Genomic DNA, 19,959 nt, shown 5'->3' on the forward strand with positions numbered 1-19,959 from the left:
ACGCGGTCCATGCGGCCCGCGACGGGCAAGAGTCAGAGAAACACAATGCAACATCACGATCCAGTCGGCACCCGGGAGGGCGAAACAGAGGCGGCTTCAGACGCGCTGAAAAACCGGCTCGCAGTCGCGGAAAACGTTCTGGTAATACTGTCGGTTGACCTCGACGACCAACTTCGCTTCGCTTGCGGCCTAGTCGCGCTGACTGACCAGAGGCTGATCGCGCTCGAACCGGGCGGCGAATGGCGTGAGTGGCCGCTAACCGATGCAGCCCTGGAACTGCGCCTGTCCGACCACTCGGGGGTGGGAACCCTCGATTTGACGGGGCCTTCGGGCCGTTTGGCCCGCTGGCGCTACACCCTGGCCGGACAGGTCGCGGCGCTGCGCCTGCTCAAGTTGTTCGGCCAGCGAACGGCCGGTGTCGCCAAGGAGACAGCGGGGGCCGTCGAGGTTGCCGACGGCGAAGAGGGCACCCCCGACGCCGAACTCCAGACCCCGCCATCGACCTGGGTGCTGCTGCGCCTGGGCCGTTTCGCCGGCCCGTACCGCAAGCAGCTGATCCTGGGATTCGTACTCACCCTGATCTCCACCGCCGCCACGCTGGTGCCGCCGTACCTGACCATCCCGTTGATGGACGACATCCTGATCCCGTTCCAGAACGGGCAGAAGATCGACACCATGCGCGTGGGCCTGTACCTCGGCGGCCTGCTGATCGCGGCGCTGGTCGGCTGGGGGCTGGGCTGGGCGCGCACCTACCTGCTGGCGCTGGTGTCCGAGCGCATCGGCGCCGACCTGCGCACCACCACCTACGAGCACCTGCTGACCCTGCCGCTCGACTATTTCGGCGGCAAGCGCACCGGCGACCTGATGGCGCGCATCGGCTCCGAAACCGACCGCATCAACGTCTTCCTGTCGCTGCACGCGCTCGATTTCGCCAACGACGTGCTGATGATCGTCATGACGGCGGCCATCCTGATCTCCATCAACCCGCTGCTCGCGGTGGTTACGCTGGTGCCGCTGCCCTTCATCGCCTGGATGATCCACGTCGTGCGCGACCGCCTGCGCACCGGCTTCGAGAAGATCGACCGCGTCTGGTCCGAGGTGACCAACGTGCTGGCCGACACTATTCCCGGCATCCGCGTGGTCAAGGCCTTCGCGCAGGAGCGCCGCGAGGCCGAGCGCTTCCGCGTCGCCAACACCTACAACCTGCAGGTCAACGACAAGCTCAACCGCACGTGGTCGCTGTTCACGCCGACCGTGTCGCTGCTCACCGAAATCGGCCTGCTCGTGGTGTGGGCCTTCGGCATCTGGCAGGTGGCGCGCGGCAGCATCACGGTGGGTGTGCTCACGGCCTTCATCGCCTACATCGGCCGCTTCTACACGCGGCTCGACTCGATGAGCCGCATCGTCTCGGTCACGCAGAAGGCCGCCGCGGGCGCCAAGCGCATCTTCGACATCCTCGACCACGTGAGCAATGTGCCCGAACCGGCAAAGCCGGTTCCTGTCGGCCTTCCGGCCAAGCCGGGGGAGGTGCCGCGCGTGCAGGGCCGCATCGAGATGAGCGGGCTGGGCTTTCGCTACGGCTCGCGCGCCGTGATCCACGACCTCGACCTGACCATCGAGCCCGGCGAGATGATCGGCCTCGTGGGCCACAGCGGCTCGGGCAAGAGCACGCTGGTCAACCTCATCTGCCGCTTCTACGACGTGACCGACGGCGCCATCAAGGTCGACGGCACCGACATCCGCCGCTTCGCCGTGGCCGACTACCGGCGCCACGTAGGGCTGGTGCTGCAGGAACCCTTCCTGTTCTTCGGCACCATCGCGCAGAACATCGCCTACGGCAAGCCCGACGCCACGCGCGAAGAGGTGGTTGCCGCGGCCCGCGCGGCCCATGCGCACGACTTCATCCTGCGGCTGACGCACGGCTACGACTCGCTCGTGGGCGAGCGCGGGCAGGGCCTGTCGGGCGGCGAGCGCCAGCGCATCAGCATTGCGCGCGCGCTGCTGATCGATCCGCGCATCCTGATCCTCGACGAGGCCACCTCGGCCGTGGACACCGAGACCGAGAAGGAAATCCAGAAGGCCTTGGACAACCTCGTGCAGGGCCGCACCACCATCGCCATCGCGCACCGGCTGTCGACATTGCGCAAGGCCGACCGGCTCGTGGTCATGGACCGCGGCGAAGTGGTCGAGGTCGGGCCGCACGATGCCTTGATGGCGAAGCAGGGCGCCTACTGGCGGCTCTACCAGGCGCAACTGCGCCAGGGCGACGACGATGCGAGCGAAGGCGCCGCCAATGAGCGCGCCAGTGCGCAAGCCCCCCTGGCCATCAGCCACGCAGCACATCCGGCGGGCGACGCATGACCGAACTCAACACCCCATCTTTCGAACTCGAACGCGACGCCTTCGGCCGCCTCGTGCTGACCGACGCGCAGGGCGAGCGCCATGTGGGCGTCACGCCCGTGCGGGCCTTTCCGCTGAGCGCGCCGGGCCATGGCGTGTCGCTGGTCGGCAGCGAAGGCCGCGAGCTGGTCTGGATCGACAGCGTCGACCAACTGCCGGCGCAGGCCAGGGTGCTGCTCGCAGAAGAACTCGCGGTACGCGATTTCGCGCCCACGCTGCTGCGCCTGCACGGCGTGTCGAGCTTCGGCGTGCCCAGCACCTGGACCATCAGCACCGACCGCGGCGACACCAGCTTCGTGCTCAAGGCCGAGGAAGACATCCGCCGGCTCGAAGGCGGCGCGCTGCTCATTGCGAGCGCGCACGGCGTGCAGTTCCGCATTCCCGACGTGAAGACGCTCGACCGCGCGTCGCGCAAGCTGCTCGAGCGTTTTCTCTAGCGCTCAGTCCAGCAAGTCGGAATACTCGCCGCGCTCGTAGGCGTCGGCGGTCTTCCACGGCAGTGTCTTCGGCGCCGCGATGGCCGAGGCGGTCATCACGTTGAGCGAGGTGCCGTGCGCATTGCGTTGCTCGATCTTGCGCGCATAGCGGCCGACCGTGTCCCACTCGATGCGCAGCGTGCTCTCGCCCTGCTGCACTTCGTAGCGCTGCACGCCCCTGCCAGCCGCGCCGAGCGGCTTCATGCGCGGCAGGCTCGCCGGATCGACCAGCCAGTAGGCATTCGCCCACGAGCCGCCATAGCCGACGTTGCCGTAGTCGGCGGCGTCGACCTCGATCACCTTGCGCTGCTCGCGCAGCACCATGCCCACCTGCACCTTGCCGGCCGCATCGCGGCGCAGCCACAGCGGCGCGGCCGTGTTGTCGGCGTGCGAGTGGCCGATGTGCACCTTGCCTTCGCGGGCCTCGTGGTCATGGTCGGCGCGCAGCACGGGCGGCAGCTCGCGCTCGACCCACACGGTGCCGGCGCGGCGGAACATCAGGTCGGCATAGCGGCTGTCGCGCTGCACGCCGTCCTTGCCGATCGACATCACGTGGTGCTGGATGCGCAGGTTCTGGTCGGGCGCCTCGGCATCGCCGGCGGCGCTGGCCGCCAGCGGAAGGCTCAGAGCGGCCATCAGCACCATGCCAGGGATACCGCGGAACCGGCTTCGCCGGGCCGCAGGTATCGCCCTCTGCAAGAGGGTTTCCGAAGCGACACGAAGTGCGCGAAGGCTGGGGGTGTGCTTGATCACAGTCCGGCCGCTTCCTTGACCTTGTTGAACACCTTGATGTTCTCCATGGTGCCCTTGAAGCTCTTCGAGCCCGCGCCGCCGGCGAACAGCATCACGTCGCCGCCGCCGTGCGTTTCCGCGCCGGGCGTGCCGAGGTTGATGCCGACTTCCTGCAGGAAGTTGTCGTCCGTGGTGTCCATCGCGGTCTGGTCGTCGCGATCCGTGTCGCGTTTGGGTGCAATCCACGGCCTGTTGCCGTCCTCGGGGTTGGTCTGGCTGGCGAGCGTTGCATTGGGGCGGCCGCCGTTACCGAACACCAGCGTGGTGTAGGGCTTGCCATCGGCCGCCTTCAAGGGCTTGCCGTCGGCGTAGCCATTGACGAGGCCGAGGATCGGGTTGCCGATTTTCGGGTAGCCGTTGAAGGCGATCGCATGGTCATGGTCAGCCGTGACCACCACCAGCGTGTTCTGCAGGCCCGGGTCCTTCCTGTTCATGTAGTCGAGCGCCGTCTGGATGGCCGCGTCGAAGGCCAGCGTGTCTTCCAGCGCGCGCTTGGCATTGGTGCCGTGCAGCGCGTGGTCGATGCGCCCGCCTTCGACCATCAGGAAGAAGCCCTTGTCGTTCTTGCTGAGCACGCCGAGCGCTTTCTCGGTCATGTCGGACAGGCTCGGCTGGTCGAGGCTCTGCTTGACGCGGTCCAGCTCGTAGGCCATTTCGCTCTGCGAGAACAGGCCCAGCAGCTTGCCCGTGGCGGCCGTGTCGACGGCCTTGAGCTTGGTGCCCGTGTCGACGTAGGTGTAGCCCTTGGCCGTCATCGCGGCCACCAGGTCCACGTTGTCGGTGCGCTTGCTTTGCGCATTGGTCGACTTCGGCAGGTAGTTGCGCTGGCCGCCGCCGAGCAGCACGTCGACGCCGTCGAGCAGCTTGGGGTTGTAGTTCGGGTGGCCCGGAACGCTCTGCTCTGCGATGGTGTTGTAGCCGTTGCGGTTGCAGATGTGCGCGTAGGTGGTGGCCGGCGTGGCATGGCCGACGCGCGTGGTCGACACGGCGCCGACCGCGCGGCCCTTGGCCTTGGCGAGCTCGAGCAGCGTGTCGGCCGCCTTGCCGTTGGTCGACGGGCAGGTGGTGTCTTCGCCGTTGATGTACTGCTTGCCGGTGCTGTCGACGGCGGTGGTGTCGCTCGACATCGAGATCACCTCGTTGCGCATCTTCACACCGGTCATGTAGGCCGCCATCGAGGGCGCGCTGTCGGTGGTCTGGCCGTCGAGCGAGAAGGTCTTCACGCGCGCCGCGTAGGGCAGCGACTGCATGACGAGGTTGGCGCGCTCGGGGCTCACGAGCGAGCCGGGCTTGGCGGCCAGTTGCTTCTCGCCCTTGTAGATGCGCGCGGCGGTCACGGTGACAGGGCCCATGCCGTCGCCGAGGAAGAAGATGACGTTCTTGGCTTCGCCGGCGGCGTAAGCGTTGCCGGCCAGGGTGCCGGCGGCGGCGCAGACGAGGGCGGCGGCCAGACGGGTTTTGCGAGTGATGCGGTTCATGGTCGTGTTCATGGTTGTGCTCATCGGTGCGTGCGGGGTGCCCCTCACAGGCCGACCGCCTTCTTGATCAGGCCGAACACGTCGGTGTTGGTGATGACGCCGGAGAAGTTGTCGGCGCCCAGGCCCTGAGCACCGAGGAAGACGTCGGCGCCGCCATGGGTTTCGGAGTCGCTGGCCGCATCCATCGGCACGACGGCTTCCTGCTTGTAGTCCTTGCTTTCCAGTTCGGCGTCGCTGATCGGGCCGCGCGTGGCGAGACGGCGCGGGCCATTGCCGAAGCCGATGATGGTGTAGGGGTTGCCGCCCACGTCCTTGCTGGTCTTGCTGGTGTCTACATAGTCCTTCACCAGGCCGAGCACGCCCGGCTTGCCGGCCTCGGTCTTGCCGGTGCGCGCGGCATAGCCGTTGAGCTGCAGCGTGTGGTCGTGGTCGGCCGTGACCACCACCAGCGTGTTCTTCAGGCCCGGATCGATCGCCTGCATCTTGTCGAGCGCGAGCTTGATGGCGTCGTCGAAGGCGCCGGTGTCCTGCAGCGCACGGCGCGCGTTGGTGGCGTGCAGCGCGTGGTCGATGCGGCCGCCCTCGACCATCAGGAAGAAGCCCTTCTTGCGCGCCGCCAGTGCATCGATGGCCTTGCCGGTCATCTCTGCCAGGCTCGGTTCCTTGGTGGCGTCACGGTCCAGGTCGTAGGCCATGTGGCTCTTGGTGAAGAGGCCGGCGATCTTGGTGGCGCCGTCTGCAGGCAGCTTGTCGAACTCGCTCTTGCTGCCGGCATAGCTGTACTTGGCAGCCTTCAGTTCGGCGATCAGGTTGCGCTTGTCGTTGCGCTTGCCGCCGTCTTCCTTGGCGGTGAAGTAGTCGGTGCCGCCGCCGAAGAACACGTCGACGCCGTCACCGAGCTTGCCGTTGTAGCCCGCGCCGCCCGGCACCAGCGCCGCGGCGATGGTGTTCTCGGCGTCGCGGTGGCACACATGCGAGTAGGTGGCGGCGGGCGTGGCGTGCGTGATGCGCGTGGTGGTCACCACGCCGGTCGCATAGCCCTTGGCCTTGCTCTGCTCGAGCAGCGTCTCGACGGCCTGGCCGTTGCCCGAGGGGCAGGTGCTGTCGAAGCTGACGTGGTAGGCCTTGCCCGAGGCGTCGGTGGCCTTGGTCTCGGGGCTCATCGAGATGACTTCGTTGTTCATCTTGACGCCGGTCATGTAGGCCGACATCGAGGGGGCGCTGTCGGTCACCTGGGCGTCGTTCGAATAGGTGTGGACGAAGGCCGTCTCGGGCAGTGTGTCCATTGTCAGGTCGCCGTCCTCGCCGACCTTGTAGATGCGCGCGGCGGTCATCGTGGTGATGCCCATGCCGTCGCCCAGGAAGAACAGCACGTTCTTCTGGGGTTGCGCGGCCGGGGGCGCAGTGGTCGGCGGCGGGATCAGCGGCAGCAAGGAAAAGCCGTTGCTGTTGCCGCTGCCGCCGCAGGCGGTCAGCAGCAGCGAGAAACCCAGCAGTGCTGGGGCAATGAAGCGTTGGGTCATGCGACTCCCTCAGGTGGTTGTTCGACCGGTGCGCATGACGCGCACCGTTTCTGGGAGTGAAATCTAAAGACGTCAGATGACTCGGCGGTGACGATGCACATCCGCCGAGAAAGTTCAGCCCATTTCAAAAAAGAAAGGCGGCGGAATTCGCCGGCGTGTCATGCCCGGCTGCCAGCGGGCGCGGCCTGCGAAAATCGCGTCTTTGGACTACAGCGGCCTCGCCGTTGACGGATATGCCCCTGCACACCACCGCCCTCGTTCTGTTCTCCGGCGGCCAGGACTCGGCCACCTGCCTCGCCGATGCGCTCTCGAAGTACCAGCGCGTCGAAACCCTGGGCTTCGACTACGGGCAGCGCCACCGCGTCGAGCTCGACGTGCGCGGCACCGTCCTCGCGAAGATGCGCGAGCGTTTCCCCGTCTGGGCGCCCCGCCTCGGCGAAGACCACGTACTCACGCTCGCGGCGCTGGCGCAGCTCGGCGGCTCCTCGCTGACCGAAGAGGTCGCCTTCGCCATGCAGGCCGACGGCCTGCCCAACACCTTCGTGCCCGGGCGCAACCTGCTGTTCCTCACGCTGGCCGGCGCGCTGGCGTACCGGCGCGGGCTGCAGGTGATCGTCACCGGCGTCTGCGAGACCGACTTCTCGGGGTACCCCGACTGCCGCGACGACACCATGAAGGCGATGCAGCTCGCGCTCTCGCTCGGGCTGGAGCGCCGCCTCGTCATCGAGACGCCGCTCATGTGGATCGACAAGGCCGAGACCTGGGCCATGGCCCACCGCCTGGGCGGCGAGCCGCTGGTGGAGCTGATCGTGGAAGAGACGCACACCTGCTACCTGGGCGACCGCGTGCACCGCCAGGCCTGGGGCTACGGGTGTGGCGAATGCCCCGCCTGCGAGCTGCGCAAGAAGGGCTGGGAGCGCTACGCCGCGGCGGGTTGAGCCGCCGAGATGTTCAGCCGGTAGCGCGCGCCGCCCGCCGTTGCTTCTTCCTGCGGCACCAGCGTCCAGCGCTGGTTGTGGAAGTCTCCGACGGCTGCGCGGTGCGCGATCGACACCATCGCGCCGCCCGCTGCATGGACCATGTCCGACAACCGCTTGTAGAGCACACCCTCGGCCTGCGCATCGAGTGCGCTGGTGACCTCGTCGGCGAAGAGCCATGCCGGTTTCTTCAGCAGCACGCGTGCGATGGCCAGGCGCTGCTGCTCGCCGCCGGAGAGTTTCTGGCTCCATGAATCGCTGTCGTCCAGGCGGCTGGCCAGGTCGGGGAGGAGGGCGTCGGTCAGAGCCTTGCGAAGCTGCTCGTCGGTGAAATCGGCGGCGGGGTTCGGGTAGGTCAGCGCGTCGCGCAGCTTGCCGTCGGGCACGTAGGGGCGCTGCGGCATGAACACCGCGCCGTCTGGCATCTTCACGTGCCCGCTCGCGAACGGCCAGATGCCGGCGAAGGAGCGGAACAAGGTCGACTTGCCGCTGCCCGAGGAGCCCTGCAGCAGCACGCTGTCGCCGGGTTTCACGGCCAGCGCGGCGCCGCTCAGCAGCGAAGTGCCGTTTGGCAGCGCCACAGAGAGGTCGTCGCTGCGCAGATCGGCCGCCTCCCCGCGTTGCAGCGGCATGGCCTGCGCAGCGTGGGCGCGCATCGCGTCGTCGAAGCTGGTCAGACGGTCGGTGGTGGCGCGCCAGACCGCGACCTTGTCGTAGTTGTCGACGAACCAGCTCAGCGAGTCCTGCACCTTGCCGAATGCAGACGAGATCTGCATCAGCTGGCCCAACTGGATCGCGCCGCTGAAGAAGCGGGGCGCGGCCACCACGAACGGGAAGATCACCGCAGCCTGCCCGAAGAACGAGGTGAAGGTGATCAGGTTCTTCTGCTGCTTGATGAGCAGCAGGTAGTTGCGCAGCACGCTGCCAAAGCGCATGTCGAGCTGGCCGTGCTCGACCTTCTCGCCCCTGTCCAGCGCGATCGCCTCGCTGTACTCGCGCACCCGCACCAGGTGATGCCGGAAGTCGGCCTCGAAGCGCTGCTGGCGGAAGTTGGTGCCGATCAGCGGGCGGCCGATGAAATGCGTGATGACGGTCCCGACCACGCAGTACGCGATCGCCAGCCACACCATGGCGCCCACGATCTGGTAGGTGGTGCCGCCCATTGAGAATTCGACGCTGCCCGACAGCCCCCAGAGGATGCCGACGAAGCTCACCAGCGTGACCACCGCATTCAGCAGGCCCATCGACAGCGTCATCGTGTAGTCGGTGAAAAGCTGCATGTCTTCCTGGATGCGCTGGTCGGGGTTGTCCGGTGTCTGGCCGTCCTTGTTCGCGTAGCGCGCGAGTTCGAGGTGATAGAAGGCGCGGTTGGCCATCCAGCGCGTCATGTAGTCGCGCGTCATCCAGCTGCGCCAGCGCAGCTGCAGCAATTGCGTCACATAGAACTTGAGTACCTGCAGCGCGATGTTGAAAAAGGCCAGCACGACGAACACGCGGATCTCGCGCCAGAAGACCGCCGCATCCTTGTTCTGCAGCCCGTCGTAGAAGCGCCCGTACCACTGGTTGAAGAGCACCAGCGCGTAGACGTAGGCCAGGTTGAGCGCGACGATCGCCGCGAACATGGTCCTCGCGCGCCATTTCTCCTCGGACCTGAAATAAGGCGCCGCGAGCGCAAAGACGCGCCTCAGAACCTGGGTGAACGTGGCGGCTCGCGCCGTGACGGATGAAGACATGCAGGTTTCCTCGCAGGCGCAGGTGCGCCGGACATCATGAGGAAACCATAGTAGACAAATGTTTCTTAAATGGACCTGAAACCCGGCCGCCGGGCAAAAAAAGTACCTTCAGCGCAGAAGGACCCGCGCAGCCGTCGAAAGGAAATACGCCAGCGGCGGTGTCTTCAACCCCTCGACCTTCGCCTCTTCGTCCCAAAGCCTCAGCCGCACCGCATCGTCGGCCCAGCGATGCTCGGCAAAACGGGCCGCCGCTGCCGCATCCATCACGCCGCCCTGCAGTGCAAGGCTGCGCACGGAATCCGGCGAGAGCTTCGAGAAATAGTCCGGCCGCATCGCGCACAGATAGCGCTTGGCATCCACGTGCAGCCGTATCGGCTCGCGCACTTCCACGTCGAAGGCGCCGCGCAGCAGCGGCAGCGCGATGTATTGATGGCGATCGTCGATGCCCAGCTCGGTGGGCGATTGCGCGAGCGTCTGGTGCTCGGCGATCAGCAGGTGTCCAAGGTCGTGCAGCAGTGCGGCCGTGACCAGCGCGTCGCTCGCACCCGCCTGCTCGGCGAGCCATGCGCACTGCAGCGCGTGTTCGAGCTGCGAGACCGGCTCGCCCGCGTAGGCCACCCCGCCGCGTTCGGCGAACAGGCGTGCGATCTCGGCGAGGTCGAGTGTCATGGAGTTGAAACGAAGCAAACGCCAAGCGCGTGCGGCAGCCTGTGAAGCGTCGTCCCGCGCCATGACATCCGTGTGACGCATCTGACAAACCCCTGTCACACGGCACTGCGAGCATCGCCGCGTCCACGGCCGAGCCGTGCGTACTTTCGTCCGCGTACTTTCACTCCTTCCCGAGGGATCTCCCATCATGTCGTTCCGCTTCATCCGCCGCGTTGCCGTGCCCGCCGCGTTGTTCTCGCTGGCCTTCGCAGCCTCCGCGCAAGGCCGCACCGAGCTGCTGGTCTACACCGCGCTCGAAGCCGACCAGGTGCAGGCCTACAAGGCCGCGTTCGAAAAGGAAAACCCGACCGTCGAACTGAAGTTCGTGCGCGACTCCACCGGCATCGTCACCGCCAAGCTGCTGGCCGAAAAGGCCAACCCGCAGGCCGACGTGGTGTGGGGCCTGGCCGCCACTTCGCTGATGCTGCTCGACAAGGAAGGCATGCTCCAGCCCTATGCGCCCAAGGGCCTGGACGCCGTGAAGGCCACCATGCGCGATCCGGCCAACCCGCCCAAGTGGGTCGGCATGGACGTGTGGTCGTCGGCCATCTGCTTCAACACCGCCGAAGCCACGAAGAAGAACCTGCCCAAGCCCACCAGCTGGGCGGATCTCACCAACCCGGTCTACAAGGGCCAGATCACCATGCCCAACCCCGCGGCATCGGGCACCGGCTACCTCATGGTGTCGGGCTGGATCCAGATGATGGGCGAGGAAAAAGCGTGGAAGTACATGGACGCGCTGCACCAGAACATCGGTATCTACAGCCAGTCGGGCAGCAAGCCCTGCCGCCAGGCCGGCGCCGGCGAATTCGCGCTCGGCATGTCCTTCGAATACCGCGCCAACAAGACCAAGCGCGACGGCGCCCCCATCGACATCGTGCTGCCCAAGGAGGGCCTCGGCTGGGACATGGAAGCCACCGGCATCATCAAGACCAGCAAGAAGCAGGACGCCGCCAAGGCGCTGGCCGACTGGGCCGTCACCAAGCAGGCCAACGAGCTCTACGCGAAGAACTTCGCCGTGCTCGCGCTGCCGGGCATCCAGGAGAAGCTCGAATTCGTGCCGGGCGACGTCGAGAAGCTGCTCGCCAAGAACGACTTCACCTGGGCCGCCGCGAACCGCGACCGTATCCTCACCGAATGGTCCAAGCGCTACGAATCGAAATCCGAAAAGAAGCCGATGTGATGAGCTCGCCCCCAGTCTTCGCGCACTTCGTGTCGCTTCGCCAACCCCCTACCGGGGGCAACACCTGCGGCCCGGCGAAGCCGGTTCCGCGGTGTTCCTTGACTGACGGGCTTCGACCATGACCAGCTTTCTTTCTCTCCGCGGCATCGGCAAGTCCTTTGGCGCCACCCGCGTGCTCGACGGCATCGACCTGGACATCGAGCCCGGCGAATTCGTGTGCCTGCTCGGTCCCTCGGGTTGCGGCAAGACCACGCTGCTGCGCATCGTGTGCGGCATCGAGCGCGCCGACAGCGGGCAGATCCTGCTCGGCGGCCAGGACATCGCGGGCCTGCCGCCCGCGGCGCGCGGCTTCGGCGTGGTGTTCCAGTCGTATGCGCTGTTCCCCAACCTCACGGCGGCGCAGAACATCGCCTACGGCCTGCATCCCACCGGCGCACTGGCGCGCGAGATGGCCAAGCGCTCGCGCGAGATGCTCGACCTCGTCGGCCTCGCTGCGCACGCCGACAAGTACCCGGTGCAGCTCTCGGGCGGCCAGCAGCAGCGCATCGCACTGGCGCGTGCCCTCGCGCCGAACCCGCGCCTGCTGCTGCTCGACGAGCCGCTCTCCGCGCTCGACGCGCAGGTGCGCGCGAGCCTTCGCAGCGAGATCCGTTCGCTGCAAAAGCGCCTGGGCATCGTCACCATCATGGTCACGCACGACCAGGAAGAAGCCCTCTCGATGGCCGACCGCGTGGTGCTGATGCACAACGGCCGCATCGAGCAGGCCGGCACGCCCGACGAGCTGTACCGCCAGCCGCGCACCCGTTTCGCGGCGGGCTTCGTCGGCCGCATGAACATGCTGCCCGCGACTGTGCTGGCCGAGGGCAAGGTGCGCGTGCGCGACAGCGAACTGTTCTGCACGCCGAGCAACCTCGGCACCCTGAGCGTGGGTTCGCAGGCCACCGTGGGCATCCGCCCCGAGCACGTGGTGGTCAAGCGCTTCGGCACCGAACTGGGCGCCAACAGTTTCGCGGCGCGCCTGCTCGACACGGAGTTCTTCGGCAACCGCACCTCGGCGCGGCTGGCTTGCGAGCCACTGGGCATCGAGATCGAGGCCGAGCTGCCGGCCGACGCGCGCTACGGCGGCGAGGAGCCGCTGGTGCCCAGCAGCATGGTGCACATCCAACTGCCCCTGAATGCGCTGTCCATCCTGGCGCACTGAGCCATGAGCAGTTCTCCCGATGCCATCGCCGTGCGGCCGATGGTGCTGCCGCGTGGCAGCGCGTTCGACCGCGAGCGCTGGCTGACCGGTGCGGCCGTCGCGTTGCTCGTGCTGCTGCTGGCCGTGATCGTCGCGCTGCCCGTCGGCGCGCTCGTGGGCCAGAGCTTCTTCGACCGCGCGGGCGCGTTCGTCGGCCCGGCGAATTTCGCGCGCTACCTCGACAGCCCGGCGCTCGTGCAATCGGCCTTCAACAGCCTGTGGCTCGCGGCGATCAGCGCGGTGGTCTGCACGGCGATCGCCTATGTGTACGCCTATGCGCTGACGCTCTCCTGCATGCCGGCCAAGGGCGCGCTGCGCGCGATGGCGCTCATTCCGCTGCTCGCGCCCTCGCTGCTGCCGGCCATCAGCCTGGTCTACCTGTTCGGCAACCAGGGCCTCTTCAAGGGGCTGATGGGCGAGGCCTCGATCTACGGGCCGCTGGGCATCGTGCTCGGCTCGGTGTTCTGGACGCTGCCGCATGCGCTCCTGATCCTCACGACCGCCATGGCCACGTCCGATGGTCGGCTCTATGAAGCGGCGCAGACGCTCGGTGCCTCGCGCTGGCGCATCTTCCGCACCGTGACGCTGCCGGCCTCGCGCTACGGCCTCATCGTGGCCACGATGGTGGTGTTCGTGCTGGTCATCACCGACTTCGGCGTGCCCAAGGTGGTCGGCGGCCAGACCGGCGTGCTCGCGACCGACATCTACAAGCAGGTGGTCGGGCAGCAGAACTTCCAGATGGGCGCGGTGGTGGGGCTCGTGCTGCTGATTCCGGCGGTGCTCTCCTTTCTCGTCGAGCGGCGCGTGCGCAGCAGGCAGGCGGCGGCGCTTTCGGCGCGCGCCACGCCCTACCAGCCGGAGCCCGTGAAGACGCGCGACCGCGCGCTGCTCGTGTTCTGCGCCCTCACGGCCTGCGCCATCCTCGTGATGATCGGCATGGCGGTGTTCGCATCGCTCGCCACCTACTGGCCGTACAAGCTCGCACCATCGCTGAAGAACTACGACTTCAGCAACATGGACGGCGGCGGATGGGGCAGTTACTTCAACTCGCTGCGCCTCGCATTGTGCGCGGCGGTGGCGGGCGCGCTCGTCACTTTTATCTCTGCCTACCTGGTGGAGAAGCCGCGCCATTTCGGCCTCTTGCGCGAGCTGCTCAACCTGCTGGCGAACCTGCCGCTCGCCGTGCCCGGGCTGGTGCTGGGCGTGGGGTACATCTTCTTCTTCAACTCGCCGTCGAATCCGCTGAACGGCCTGTACGGCGGCATGGCGATCCTCGTCATCTGCACGGTGGCACACTTCTTCTCGGTGGCGCACCTCACCTCGCTCACCGCGCTGCGCCAGCTCGACCGCGAGTACGAGCTGGTGTCCGAGTCGATGGGCGTGCCGTTCTGGCGCACGCTCTGGCGCGTGCACCTGCCGGTGGCGCTGCCGACCGTGCTCAACGTGGGCGGCTACTTCTTCATCAATGCGATGACCACCGTGTCGGCCGTCGTGTTCCTCTACTCGCCGCAGACCACGTTGGCCGCCATCGCCGTGCTCAACATGGACGATGCCGGCGACGTGGCCCCCGCCGCTGCCATGGCCTCGCTGATCATGCTCACGGCCGCCGTCGGCCGCGGCGTATTCGCACTGGCCGGGCACTGGGCGCTCGCGCGCACCCAAACCTGGAGAAACCGGTAATGCCCGGCACCCCCCAAGACAATTTCGACCTCATCGTCGTCGGCGCCGGCATCGTCGGCCTGGCCCACGCCTACACCGCTGCGCAGCGCGGCCTCAAGGTCTGCGTGGTCGAGCGCGATGCGGCCGCCATCGGCGCGTCGATCCGCAACTTCGGCTTCATCACCATCACCGGCCAGGCGCCGGGCGACACCTGGCGCCGCGCGATGCATGCGCGCGAGGTCTGGCAGGCCGTCGCGCCGAAAGCCGGCATCGACATCGTGCACCGCAACCTCTGGCTCGCGGCCTACCGGCCCGAGGCGCACTCGGTGCTCGAGGCCTTCATGCGCACGCCGATGGGCGAGGCCTGCGAGCTGCTCGACGCGGCCGACGCGCAGGCCAAGGCGCCCGCGCTGAGCCTGGCCGACGCGCGCTCGGTGCTGTTCAGTCCGCACGAACTGCGCGTCGAGTCGCGCACCGCCATCGGCCTGCTCGCGAAATGGCTGGCCGAGGTGCATGGCGTCGTGTTCCGCTTCGGCGAGACCGTACACGAGGTGGAAACGCCGCGCGTTCGCACCTCGCGCGGCGTTCTTCGCGGCGAGCGCGTGGCGGTCTGCACCAACACCGAGCTGCACGGCCTCTTCGCCGACCGCATCGCCGCGCACGCGCTCACGCTGTGCCGCCTGCAGATGCTGCGCGTGAAGCCCGAGGCGGGCTTCCGCCTGCCGGGCTCGGTGATGATGGACCTGAGCCTCGTGCGCTACGAGGGCTACAGCACGCTGCCCGAAGCCGCCGCACTGCGCGCGCGGCTGCAGCAGGAAGAGGCTGCGTCGCTCGAACACGGCATCCATCTCATCGTGGTGCAGAGCGCCGACGGCTCGCTCGTGGTCGGCGACTCGCACCACTACGGCGATGCGCCCGAACCCTTCGCGATGGAAGAGGTCGACCAGCTCATCCTGCGCCACCTGCGCAGCACGCTCAACCTCGAAACCGCGCAGATCACCGAGCGCTGGACCGGCGTCTACCCCTCGTCCAGGACCACGCCCTGCGTGATCGACGCGCCCGACGACGCCACCCGCGTGGTGCTGGTCACCAGCGGCAGCGGCGCGAGCACCGGCTTCGGTATCGCGCACGACGTCTTCGACGCATGGTGACGCGCGCGCCGCGCCTTGTCTTGCACCCGATTCTTTCCATCCTCTCGCCATGAACGCCCACAACCGCTCCAAGCTCCAGGCCGTCGTCTTCGACTGGGCCGGCACCATCCTCGATTTCGGCTCCTGCGCACCCATGGGCGCCTTCGTGAAGCTGTTCGAGCAGTTCGGCGTGGACATCACCATCGCCGAGGCGCGCGGCCCGATGGGCATGGCCAAGTGGGACCACATCAAGGCGCTCGGCACGTTGCCGCGCATCGCCTCGCAATGGGAGGCCAGGCACGGCCGCGCCTTCGACGACGCGGACGTCGATCGCCTCTATGAAGTCTTCACGCCCATGAACGCCGCGAGCGCGCGCGACCACGCCGACTTCATTCCCGGCGCGATCGATGCGGTGAATGCGGCCCGTGGACGGGGCCTGAAGATCGGCTCGACCACCGGCTACAACCGCCCGATCATGGAAGTGGTCGTGCCCATCGCTGCGGCCGGCGGCTATGTGCCGGACAACCTCGTGTGTGCCGGCGACCTCGCCGCGGGCCGGCCGTCGCCGCTCATGATGTACCGCTGCTTCGCCGACCTGGGCGTGTGGCCGCCGCACACCGTGGTGAAGGTCGACGACACCGGCGTGGGCCTGCAGGAAGGCCTCAACGCGGGCACCTGGGCCGTGGGCCTCGCGGTCACCGGCAACGCGGTGGGGCTGACGCTCGCCGAGTGGACGGCGCTCGACGAGGCGCAGCAGCAGGCCTTGCGGAAGATCGCGACCACGCAGCTGAAGGCTGCGGGCGCGCACTACGTGATCGACAGCGTGGCGGATCTGCCGAACGTGCTCGAGGACATCGAACGCCGGCTGAAGGGCGGCGAGCGTCCGGTCGTTTCGGTGAGCTGATCCGCGCCTTGCACGCGAAGGCGGCACCGTGCCGCCGGGGTTGCATGATCGGGCGTGATCGGGCGTGCCGGCATCTTCCCGCCGCGGGGTATCCTCGGCGAGGAGAAAAGCAATGAAGACATCCGAGACAACCGTCCACGCGGCGGATTCGCGCTACGCCATGTTTCGCCTCGGCCTCACGCTGCTGATCATGACGGTCGGCAGCAGCGGCATGTACGTGGTCTCGGTGATGCTGCCCGCGGTGCAGGCCGAGTTCGGCATCGACCGTGCCGATGCTTCGCTGCCCTACACGCTGCTGATGCTCGGGTTCGGCTTCGGCGGCGTCGTCATGGGCAAGCTCGCCGACCGCTTCGGTGTGATGTGGCCGCTCCTGATGGGCTCGGTGTTCCTCGGCGCGGGCTACATCGCCACCGGCATGTCGGGCGGCATCGTTTCATTCACCGTCGCGCAGGCGCTGCTGGTCGGCCTGCTCGGCAGCTCGGTCGCCTTCGCGCCGATGGTGGCCGACACCTCGCTGTGGTTCGTCAAGCGGCGCGGCATCGCGGTGGCGGTGTGCGCCAGCGGCAACTATCTTGCGGGCGCGGTGTGGCCGCCCGTCGCGCAGCACTTCGTCGAAACCGTGGGCTGGCGCCAGACCTACATCGGCATCGGCGTCTTCTGCGGGCTGGCGATGGCGCTGCTCGCGCTGTTCTTCCGCGCGCGCCCGCCTGCGCTCGTCCATGTGCCGCCTGTGAATGCATCGAGCGCGGCGGTCGTGCGCGACATGACGCGGCCCTTCGGCCTGAGCATGGGCGCGGCCCAAGGCCTGCTGTGCGTGGCCAGCGTGGCCTGCTGCGTGGCCATGGCGATGCCGCAGGTGCACATCGTGGCCTACTGCGGCGACCTGGGTTACGGGCCGGCGCAGGGCGCGATGATGCTGTCGCTGATGCTGGGCTTCGGCATCGTGAGCCGGCTGGTGTCGGGCGCCATCTGCGACCGCATCGGCGGGCTGCGCACGCTGCTGCTGGGCGGCGTGCTGCAGTGCGTGGCGCTGCTGCTGTTCCTGCCGTTCGACGGGCTGGTGCCGCTGTACGTGATCTCGGCGCTGTTCGGGCTGTTCCAGGGTGGCCTCGTGCCGTCCTACGCGATCATCGTGCGCGAGCACTTTCCGCCGAAGGAGGCGGGCGCGCGCGTGGGCACGGTGCTGATGTTCTCGCTGTTCGGCATGGCGCTGGGCGGGTGGATGTCGGGCAAGGTGTTCGACCTCACGGGCAGCTACCACGCGGCCTTCCTGAACGGCATCGGATGGAACCTGGTGAACGTGAGCATCACGGCGTTTCTGCTGTTCAGGACGCTTCGGCGGCCAGCCGGCCGAGTGTCCGCATCGCCTGCTCGCTGAGCCCGCTCCATGGGTGGCCGTAGTTCAGCCGCAGGCAATTGGTGAAGGCGCGCGTGGCCGAGAAGATCGGTCCCGGCGCGACGCTGATGCCGAGTTCCAGCGCCTTGCGATGGATGTCGAGCGCGTTCACGCGTGGTGGCAACTCGACCCACAGGAAGTATCCGCCCAGCGGCCGCGTGGCGCGCGTGCCCGGCGGAAAGTGGTGGCCCACGGCCTGCGTGAAGGTGGCCTGCTGCATTGACAGCGTCTGCCGCAGCTTGCGCAGGTGCTTGTCGAAGGCACCCTTTTCGAGATAGCCCGCGAGCGCCAGCTGCGCGGGCGCCGAGGTGCTGAGCGTGGTCGTGAGCTTCTGTCGCGCCACCCTGCGCGCGAAGCGCCCGGCCGAGGTCCAGCCGATGCGATAGCCCGGCGCGAGGCATTTCGAGAACGACGAGCAGTGCAGCACCAGCCCCTGCGTGTCGAAGGCCTTGGCCGGTGCAGGCCGCCGCTCGCCGAAGTACAGCTCGGCGTACACGTCGTCCTCGATCAGCGGCAGTTCGTGCCGCGCGAGCAGGGCGACCAGTGCCTTCTTCTTCGCGTCCGGCATCAGGCTGCCGAGCGGATTCTGGAACGTGGTCATGAGCCAGCATGCCGCGGGCTTGTGTGCCGCGACGGCCAGCTCCAGCGCTGCGAGATCGATGCCTTCGCCCGGATGCGTCGGTACCTCGATGGCCCGCAGGCCCATGCGCTCCAGCGCCTGCAGCGCGGCATAGAAGGTGGGCGATTCGACGATCACGGCGTCGCCCGGCCGAGTCACGGCCGCGAGGCAGAGATTGAGCGCTTCGAGCGCGCCGTTGGTGATGACGATCTCGTCGGCCGGCACCGGCATGCCGTCGGCGAGGTAGCGCAGCGCGATCTGCCGGCGCAGCGCCGCGCTGCCGGGCGTGAGGTCGTCCACCGTGCTCCATGGGTCGAGCGACTTGGCGCTGGCGGCCATGAATTGCCCGAGCCGCGCCAGCGGAAACAGCAGCGGGCTCGGAAAGGCCGAGCCGAAGGGCACGACCTTGCGCGACATGCTGGCTTCGAGGATGTCGAACACCTGGTCGCTCACGTCGAGCGACTTCGGCCCGTCCACGGGACGCGAGGTCAGCGTGGATTCGGGGGGCGCATCACGCAGGCCGCCGCCCGCCACGTAGTAGCCCGAACGGTCCCGTGCACGCACGAGTCCGCGCGCTTCCAGCAGGTAGTACGCCTGGAACACGGTGGACGCGCTCACGCCCCGGCTCTGGCCCGTGTGGCGCACCGAGGGCAGGCGGTCGCCGGTCTTCAGGGTGCCGTTGCGGATCGAGGCCTCGATGTCGGCGGCCAGGGCTTCGTATCGCTTCATTGCGGCTTGCTCTTCATTCGGTCGCACTTTATCTGCACCGGTCGAATGGAGCCGATCTGCATCTGTTTTTTTGAGCCCGACTGGGCCACACTCGGCCTCATGACGAATCTCATGCGCGCGGTGCGCGCCGTTCTGTGGAGTTTCATCGGGCTGGGTGGCCGCCGCGCCGATGCCGACAAGCGGACGGCACAGGTCGGCATCCTGCCGCTGATCGGCGTAGCGCTGGTGATGGTGCTGCTGCTGATCGCGGGGTTGCTCGCGTTGGCGCACTACGCTGCCGGCACATGAAGCTGCGCATTCGCTTCGCCGCCATCGGGCTGATGTTGTTCGCCACGCAGGGCATGGCGGGTGCCGCAACGCCCGCCACGGTGCCCGACACCATCGAGCAGCGCGCAGCCGCCTGCATCGCCTGCCACGGCCGCGAAGGCGCGACCACCAACGCCGGCTACTTTCCGCGCCTTGCCGGCAAGCCGGCCGGCTACCTGTTCAACCAGCTCGTGAGCTTTCGCGACGGGCGGCGCTTCAACAGCGACATGGCGTACATGGTGCAGCACCTGTCGGATGCGTACCTGCGCGAGATGGCCGAGTACTTCTCCGGGCTGCAACTGCCTTACCCGCCCATCGCCACCACCAGCGACGCGACGCCCGAGCAGTTGCAGCGCGGCCGCCAGCTCGTGCACGAAGGCGATGCGGCGCGCGGCGTGCCCGCCTGCGTGCAGTGCCATGGCGCGGCCCTCACCGGCGTGCAGCCGGCCATTCCGGGGCTCCTGGGGCTGCCGCGGCTGTACGTGTCGTCGCAACTCGGCGCATGGCTCACGAGCGAGCGGCATGCGCTGCCGCCCGACTGCATGGCCGACATTGGCCGGCGCATGACCACCGCCGACATCAACGCTGTAGCGAGCTGGCTGGCGGTGCAGCCGATGCCGGCCGACACGAAGCCCGCGGCCTCGCTGCCCGCGCCGCTGCCCGTGAACTGCGGCGGCATACCGAAGTCGAAGTGACGGGGCCGCGA

At 67.8% G+C, this 19,959-nt stretch carries 17 protein-coding genes; 11 read left to right on the plus strand and 6 right to left on the minus strand.

The features are described from left to right. Positions 1-45: 45 nt before the first annotated feature. Both ACCC97_RS16975 and ACCC97_RS16980 read left to right on the plus strand, forming a co-directional pair. Positions 46-2,361, plus strand: a complete 2,316-nt coding sequence (locus ACCC97_RS16975) for an ABC transporter ATP-binding protein (protein WP_042673152.1) — start codon at positions 46-48, stop codon at positions 2,359-2,361. Continuing rightward, positions 2,358-2,837: a DUF1854 domain-containing protein gene (locus ACCC97_RS16980; RefSeq protein ID WP_007831749.1), complete on the plus strand. Its 480-nt coding sequence runs from the start codon at positions 2,358-2,360 to the stop codon at positions 2,835-2,837. Before ACCC97_RS16975 ends, ACCC97_RS16980 begins: the two co-directional genes overlap by 4 nt. Positions 2,838-2,840: 3 nt before the next feature. Here the strand turns inward: ACCC97_RS16980 and ACCC97_RS16985 are convergent, their stop codons facing one another. The 3 genes from ACCC97_RS16985 to ACCC97_RS16995 all read right to left on the minus strand — a co-directional run bounded on the left by ACCC97_RS16985 (position 2,841) and on the right by ACCC97_RS16995 (position 6,669). Continuing rightward, the gene (locus ACCC97_RS16985; protein WP_237726066.1) at positions 2,841-3,512 is read right to left on the minus strand and encodes a hypothetical protein; all 672 of its coding nucleotides are present in this window, start codon (positions 3,510-3,512) and stop codon (positions 2,841-2,843) included. 113 nt (positions 3,513-3,625) lie between these two features. Continuing rightward, the gene (locus ACCC97_RS16990) at positions 3,626-5,146 is read right to left on the minus strand and encodes an alkaline phosphatase (protein WP_042673159.1); all 1,521 of its coding nucleotides are present in this window, start codon (positions 5,144-5,146) and stop codon (positions 3,626-3,628) included. A gap of 44 nt (positions 5,147-5,190) precedes the next feature. Continuing rightward, positions 5,191-6,669 (minus strand): alkaline phosphatase, encoded by a 1,479-nt coding sequence (locus ACCC97_RS16995; protein ID WP_007831746.1) that lies wholly within the window; start codon positions 6,667-6,669, stop codon positions 5,191-5,193. A 233-nt stretch (positions 6,670-6,902) separates the two neighbouring features. On the opposite strand from ACCC97_RS16995, the gene queC reads away from it, so the two are divergent. Continuing rightward, positions 6,903-7,607 (plus strand): 7-cyano-7-deazaguanine synthase QueC, encoded by a 705-nt coding sequence (queC, locus tag ACCC97_RS17000; RefSeq protein ID WP_007831740.1) that lies wholly within the window; start codon positions 6,903-6,905, stop codon positions 7,605-7,607. Here queC and ACCC97_RS17005 read toward each other — a convergent pair. Continuing rightward, positions 7,589-9,379: an ABC transporter ATP-binding protein/permease gene (locus ACCC97_RS17005; RefSeq protein ID WP_413334001.1), complete on the minus strand. Its 1,791-nt coding sequence runs from the start codon at positions 9,377-9,379 to the stop codon at positions 7,589-7,591. The genes queC and ACCC97_RS17005 overlap by 19 nt on opposite strands. Before the next feature lie 108 nt (positions 9,380-9,487). Next, positions 9,488-10,048 (minus strand): phosphonate degradation HD-domain oxygenase, encoded by a 561-nt coding sequence (locus tag ACCC97_RS17010; RefSeq protein WP_413315394.1) that lies wholly within the window; start codon positions 10,046-10,048, stop codon positions 9,488-9,490. A 187-nt stretch (positions 10,049-10,235) separates the two neighbouring features. On the opposite strand from ACCC97_RS17010, the gene ACCC97_RS17015 reads away from it, so the two are divergent. From ACCC97_RS17015 to ACCC97_RS17040, 6 genes are all read left to right on the plus strand, one after another. Further along, positions 10,236-11,270, plus strand: a complete 1,035-nt coding sequence (locus ACCC97_RS17015; protein ID WP_413334003.1) for a putative 2-aminoethylphosphonate ABC transporter substrate-binding protein — start codon at positions 10,236-10,238, stop codon at positions 11,268-11,270. A gap of 118 nt (positions 11,271-11,388) precedes the next feature. Further along, entirely contained in the window at positions 11,389-12,471 is a 1,083-nt protein-coding gene (locus ACCC97_RS17020; protein ID WP_007831736.1) for an ABC transporter ATP-binding protein, read from the plus strand. A gap of 3 nt (positions 12,472-12,474) precedes the next feature. Continuing rightward, complete coding sequence (locus ACCC97_RS17025) at positions 12,475-14,190, plus strand: putative 2-aminoethylphosphonate ABC transporter permease subunit (protein WP_413334005.1); 1,716 nt, start codon at positions 12,475-12,477, stop codon at positions 14,188-14,190. After that, positions 14,190-15,320 (plus strand): TIGR03364 family FAD-dependent oxidoreductase, encoded by a 1,131-nt coding sequence (locus ACCC97_RS17030; RefSeq protein WP_413334007.1) that lies wholly within the window; start codon positions 14,190-14,192, stop codon positions 15,318-15,320. The genes ACCC97_RS17025 and ACCC97_RS17030 overlap by 1 nt, the downstream gene beginning before the upstream one ends. Positions 15,321-15,369: 49 nt before the next feature. Then, on the plus strand, positions 15,370-16,203 hold the full coding sequence (phnX, locus tag ACCC97_RS17035; protein ID WP_413334009.1) for a phosphonoacetaldehyde hydrolase: 834 nt from the start codon (positions 15,370-15,372) through the stop codon (positions 16,201-16,203). A 112-nt stretch (positions 16,204-16,315) separates the two neighbouring features. Continuing rightward, positions 16,316-17,581: an MFS transporter gene (locus tag ACCC97_RS17040; protein WP_007831727.1), complete on the plus strand. Its 1,266-nt coding sequence runs from the start codon at positions 16,316-16,318 to the stop codon at positions 17,579-17,581. On the opposite strand, the gene ACCC97_RS17045 is transcribed toward ACCC97_RS17040, so the two are convergent. After that, positions 17,529-18,947, minus strand: a complete 1,419-nt coding sequence (locus ACCC97_RS17045; protein ID WP_413334011.1) for a PLP-dependent aminotransferase family protein — start codon at positions 18,945-18,947, stop codon at positions 17,529-17,531. The genes ACCC97_RS17040 and ACCC97_RS17045 overlap by 53 nt on opposite strands. Before the next feature lie 99 nt (positions 18,948-19,046). Between ACCC97_RS17045 and ACCC97_RS17050 the strand changes: the two genes are divergently transcribed. Both ACCC97_RS17050 and ACCC97_RS17055 read left to right on the plus strand, forming a co-directional pair. Beyond that, positions 19,047-19,235, plus strand: coding sequence for a DUF2970 domain-containing protein (locus ACCC97_RS17050; RefSeq protein ID WP_042673158.1), 189 nt, complete (start codon positions 19,047-19,049; stop codon positions 19,233-19,235). Next, positions 19,232-19,948, plus strand: coding sequence for a c-type cytochrome (locus ACCC97_RS17055; protein ID WP_413334013.1), 717 nt, complete (start codon positions 19,232-19,234; stop codon positions 19,946-19,948). The genes ACCC97_RS17050 and ACCC97_RS17055 overlap by 4 nt, the downstream gene beginning before the upstream one ends. Positions 19,949-19,959: the final 11 nt, after the last annotated feature.

It is taken from the genome of Variovorax sp. Varisp85 (genome assembly GCF_047304045.1).
In the GTDB taxonomy this organism is placed as follows: domain Bacteria; phylum Pseudomonadota; class Gammaproteobacteria; order Burkholderiales; family Burkholderiaceae_C; genus Variovorax.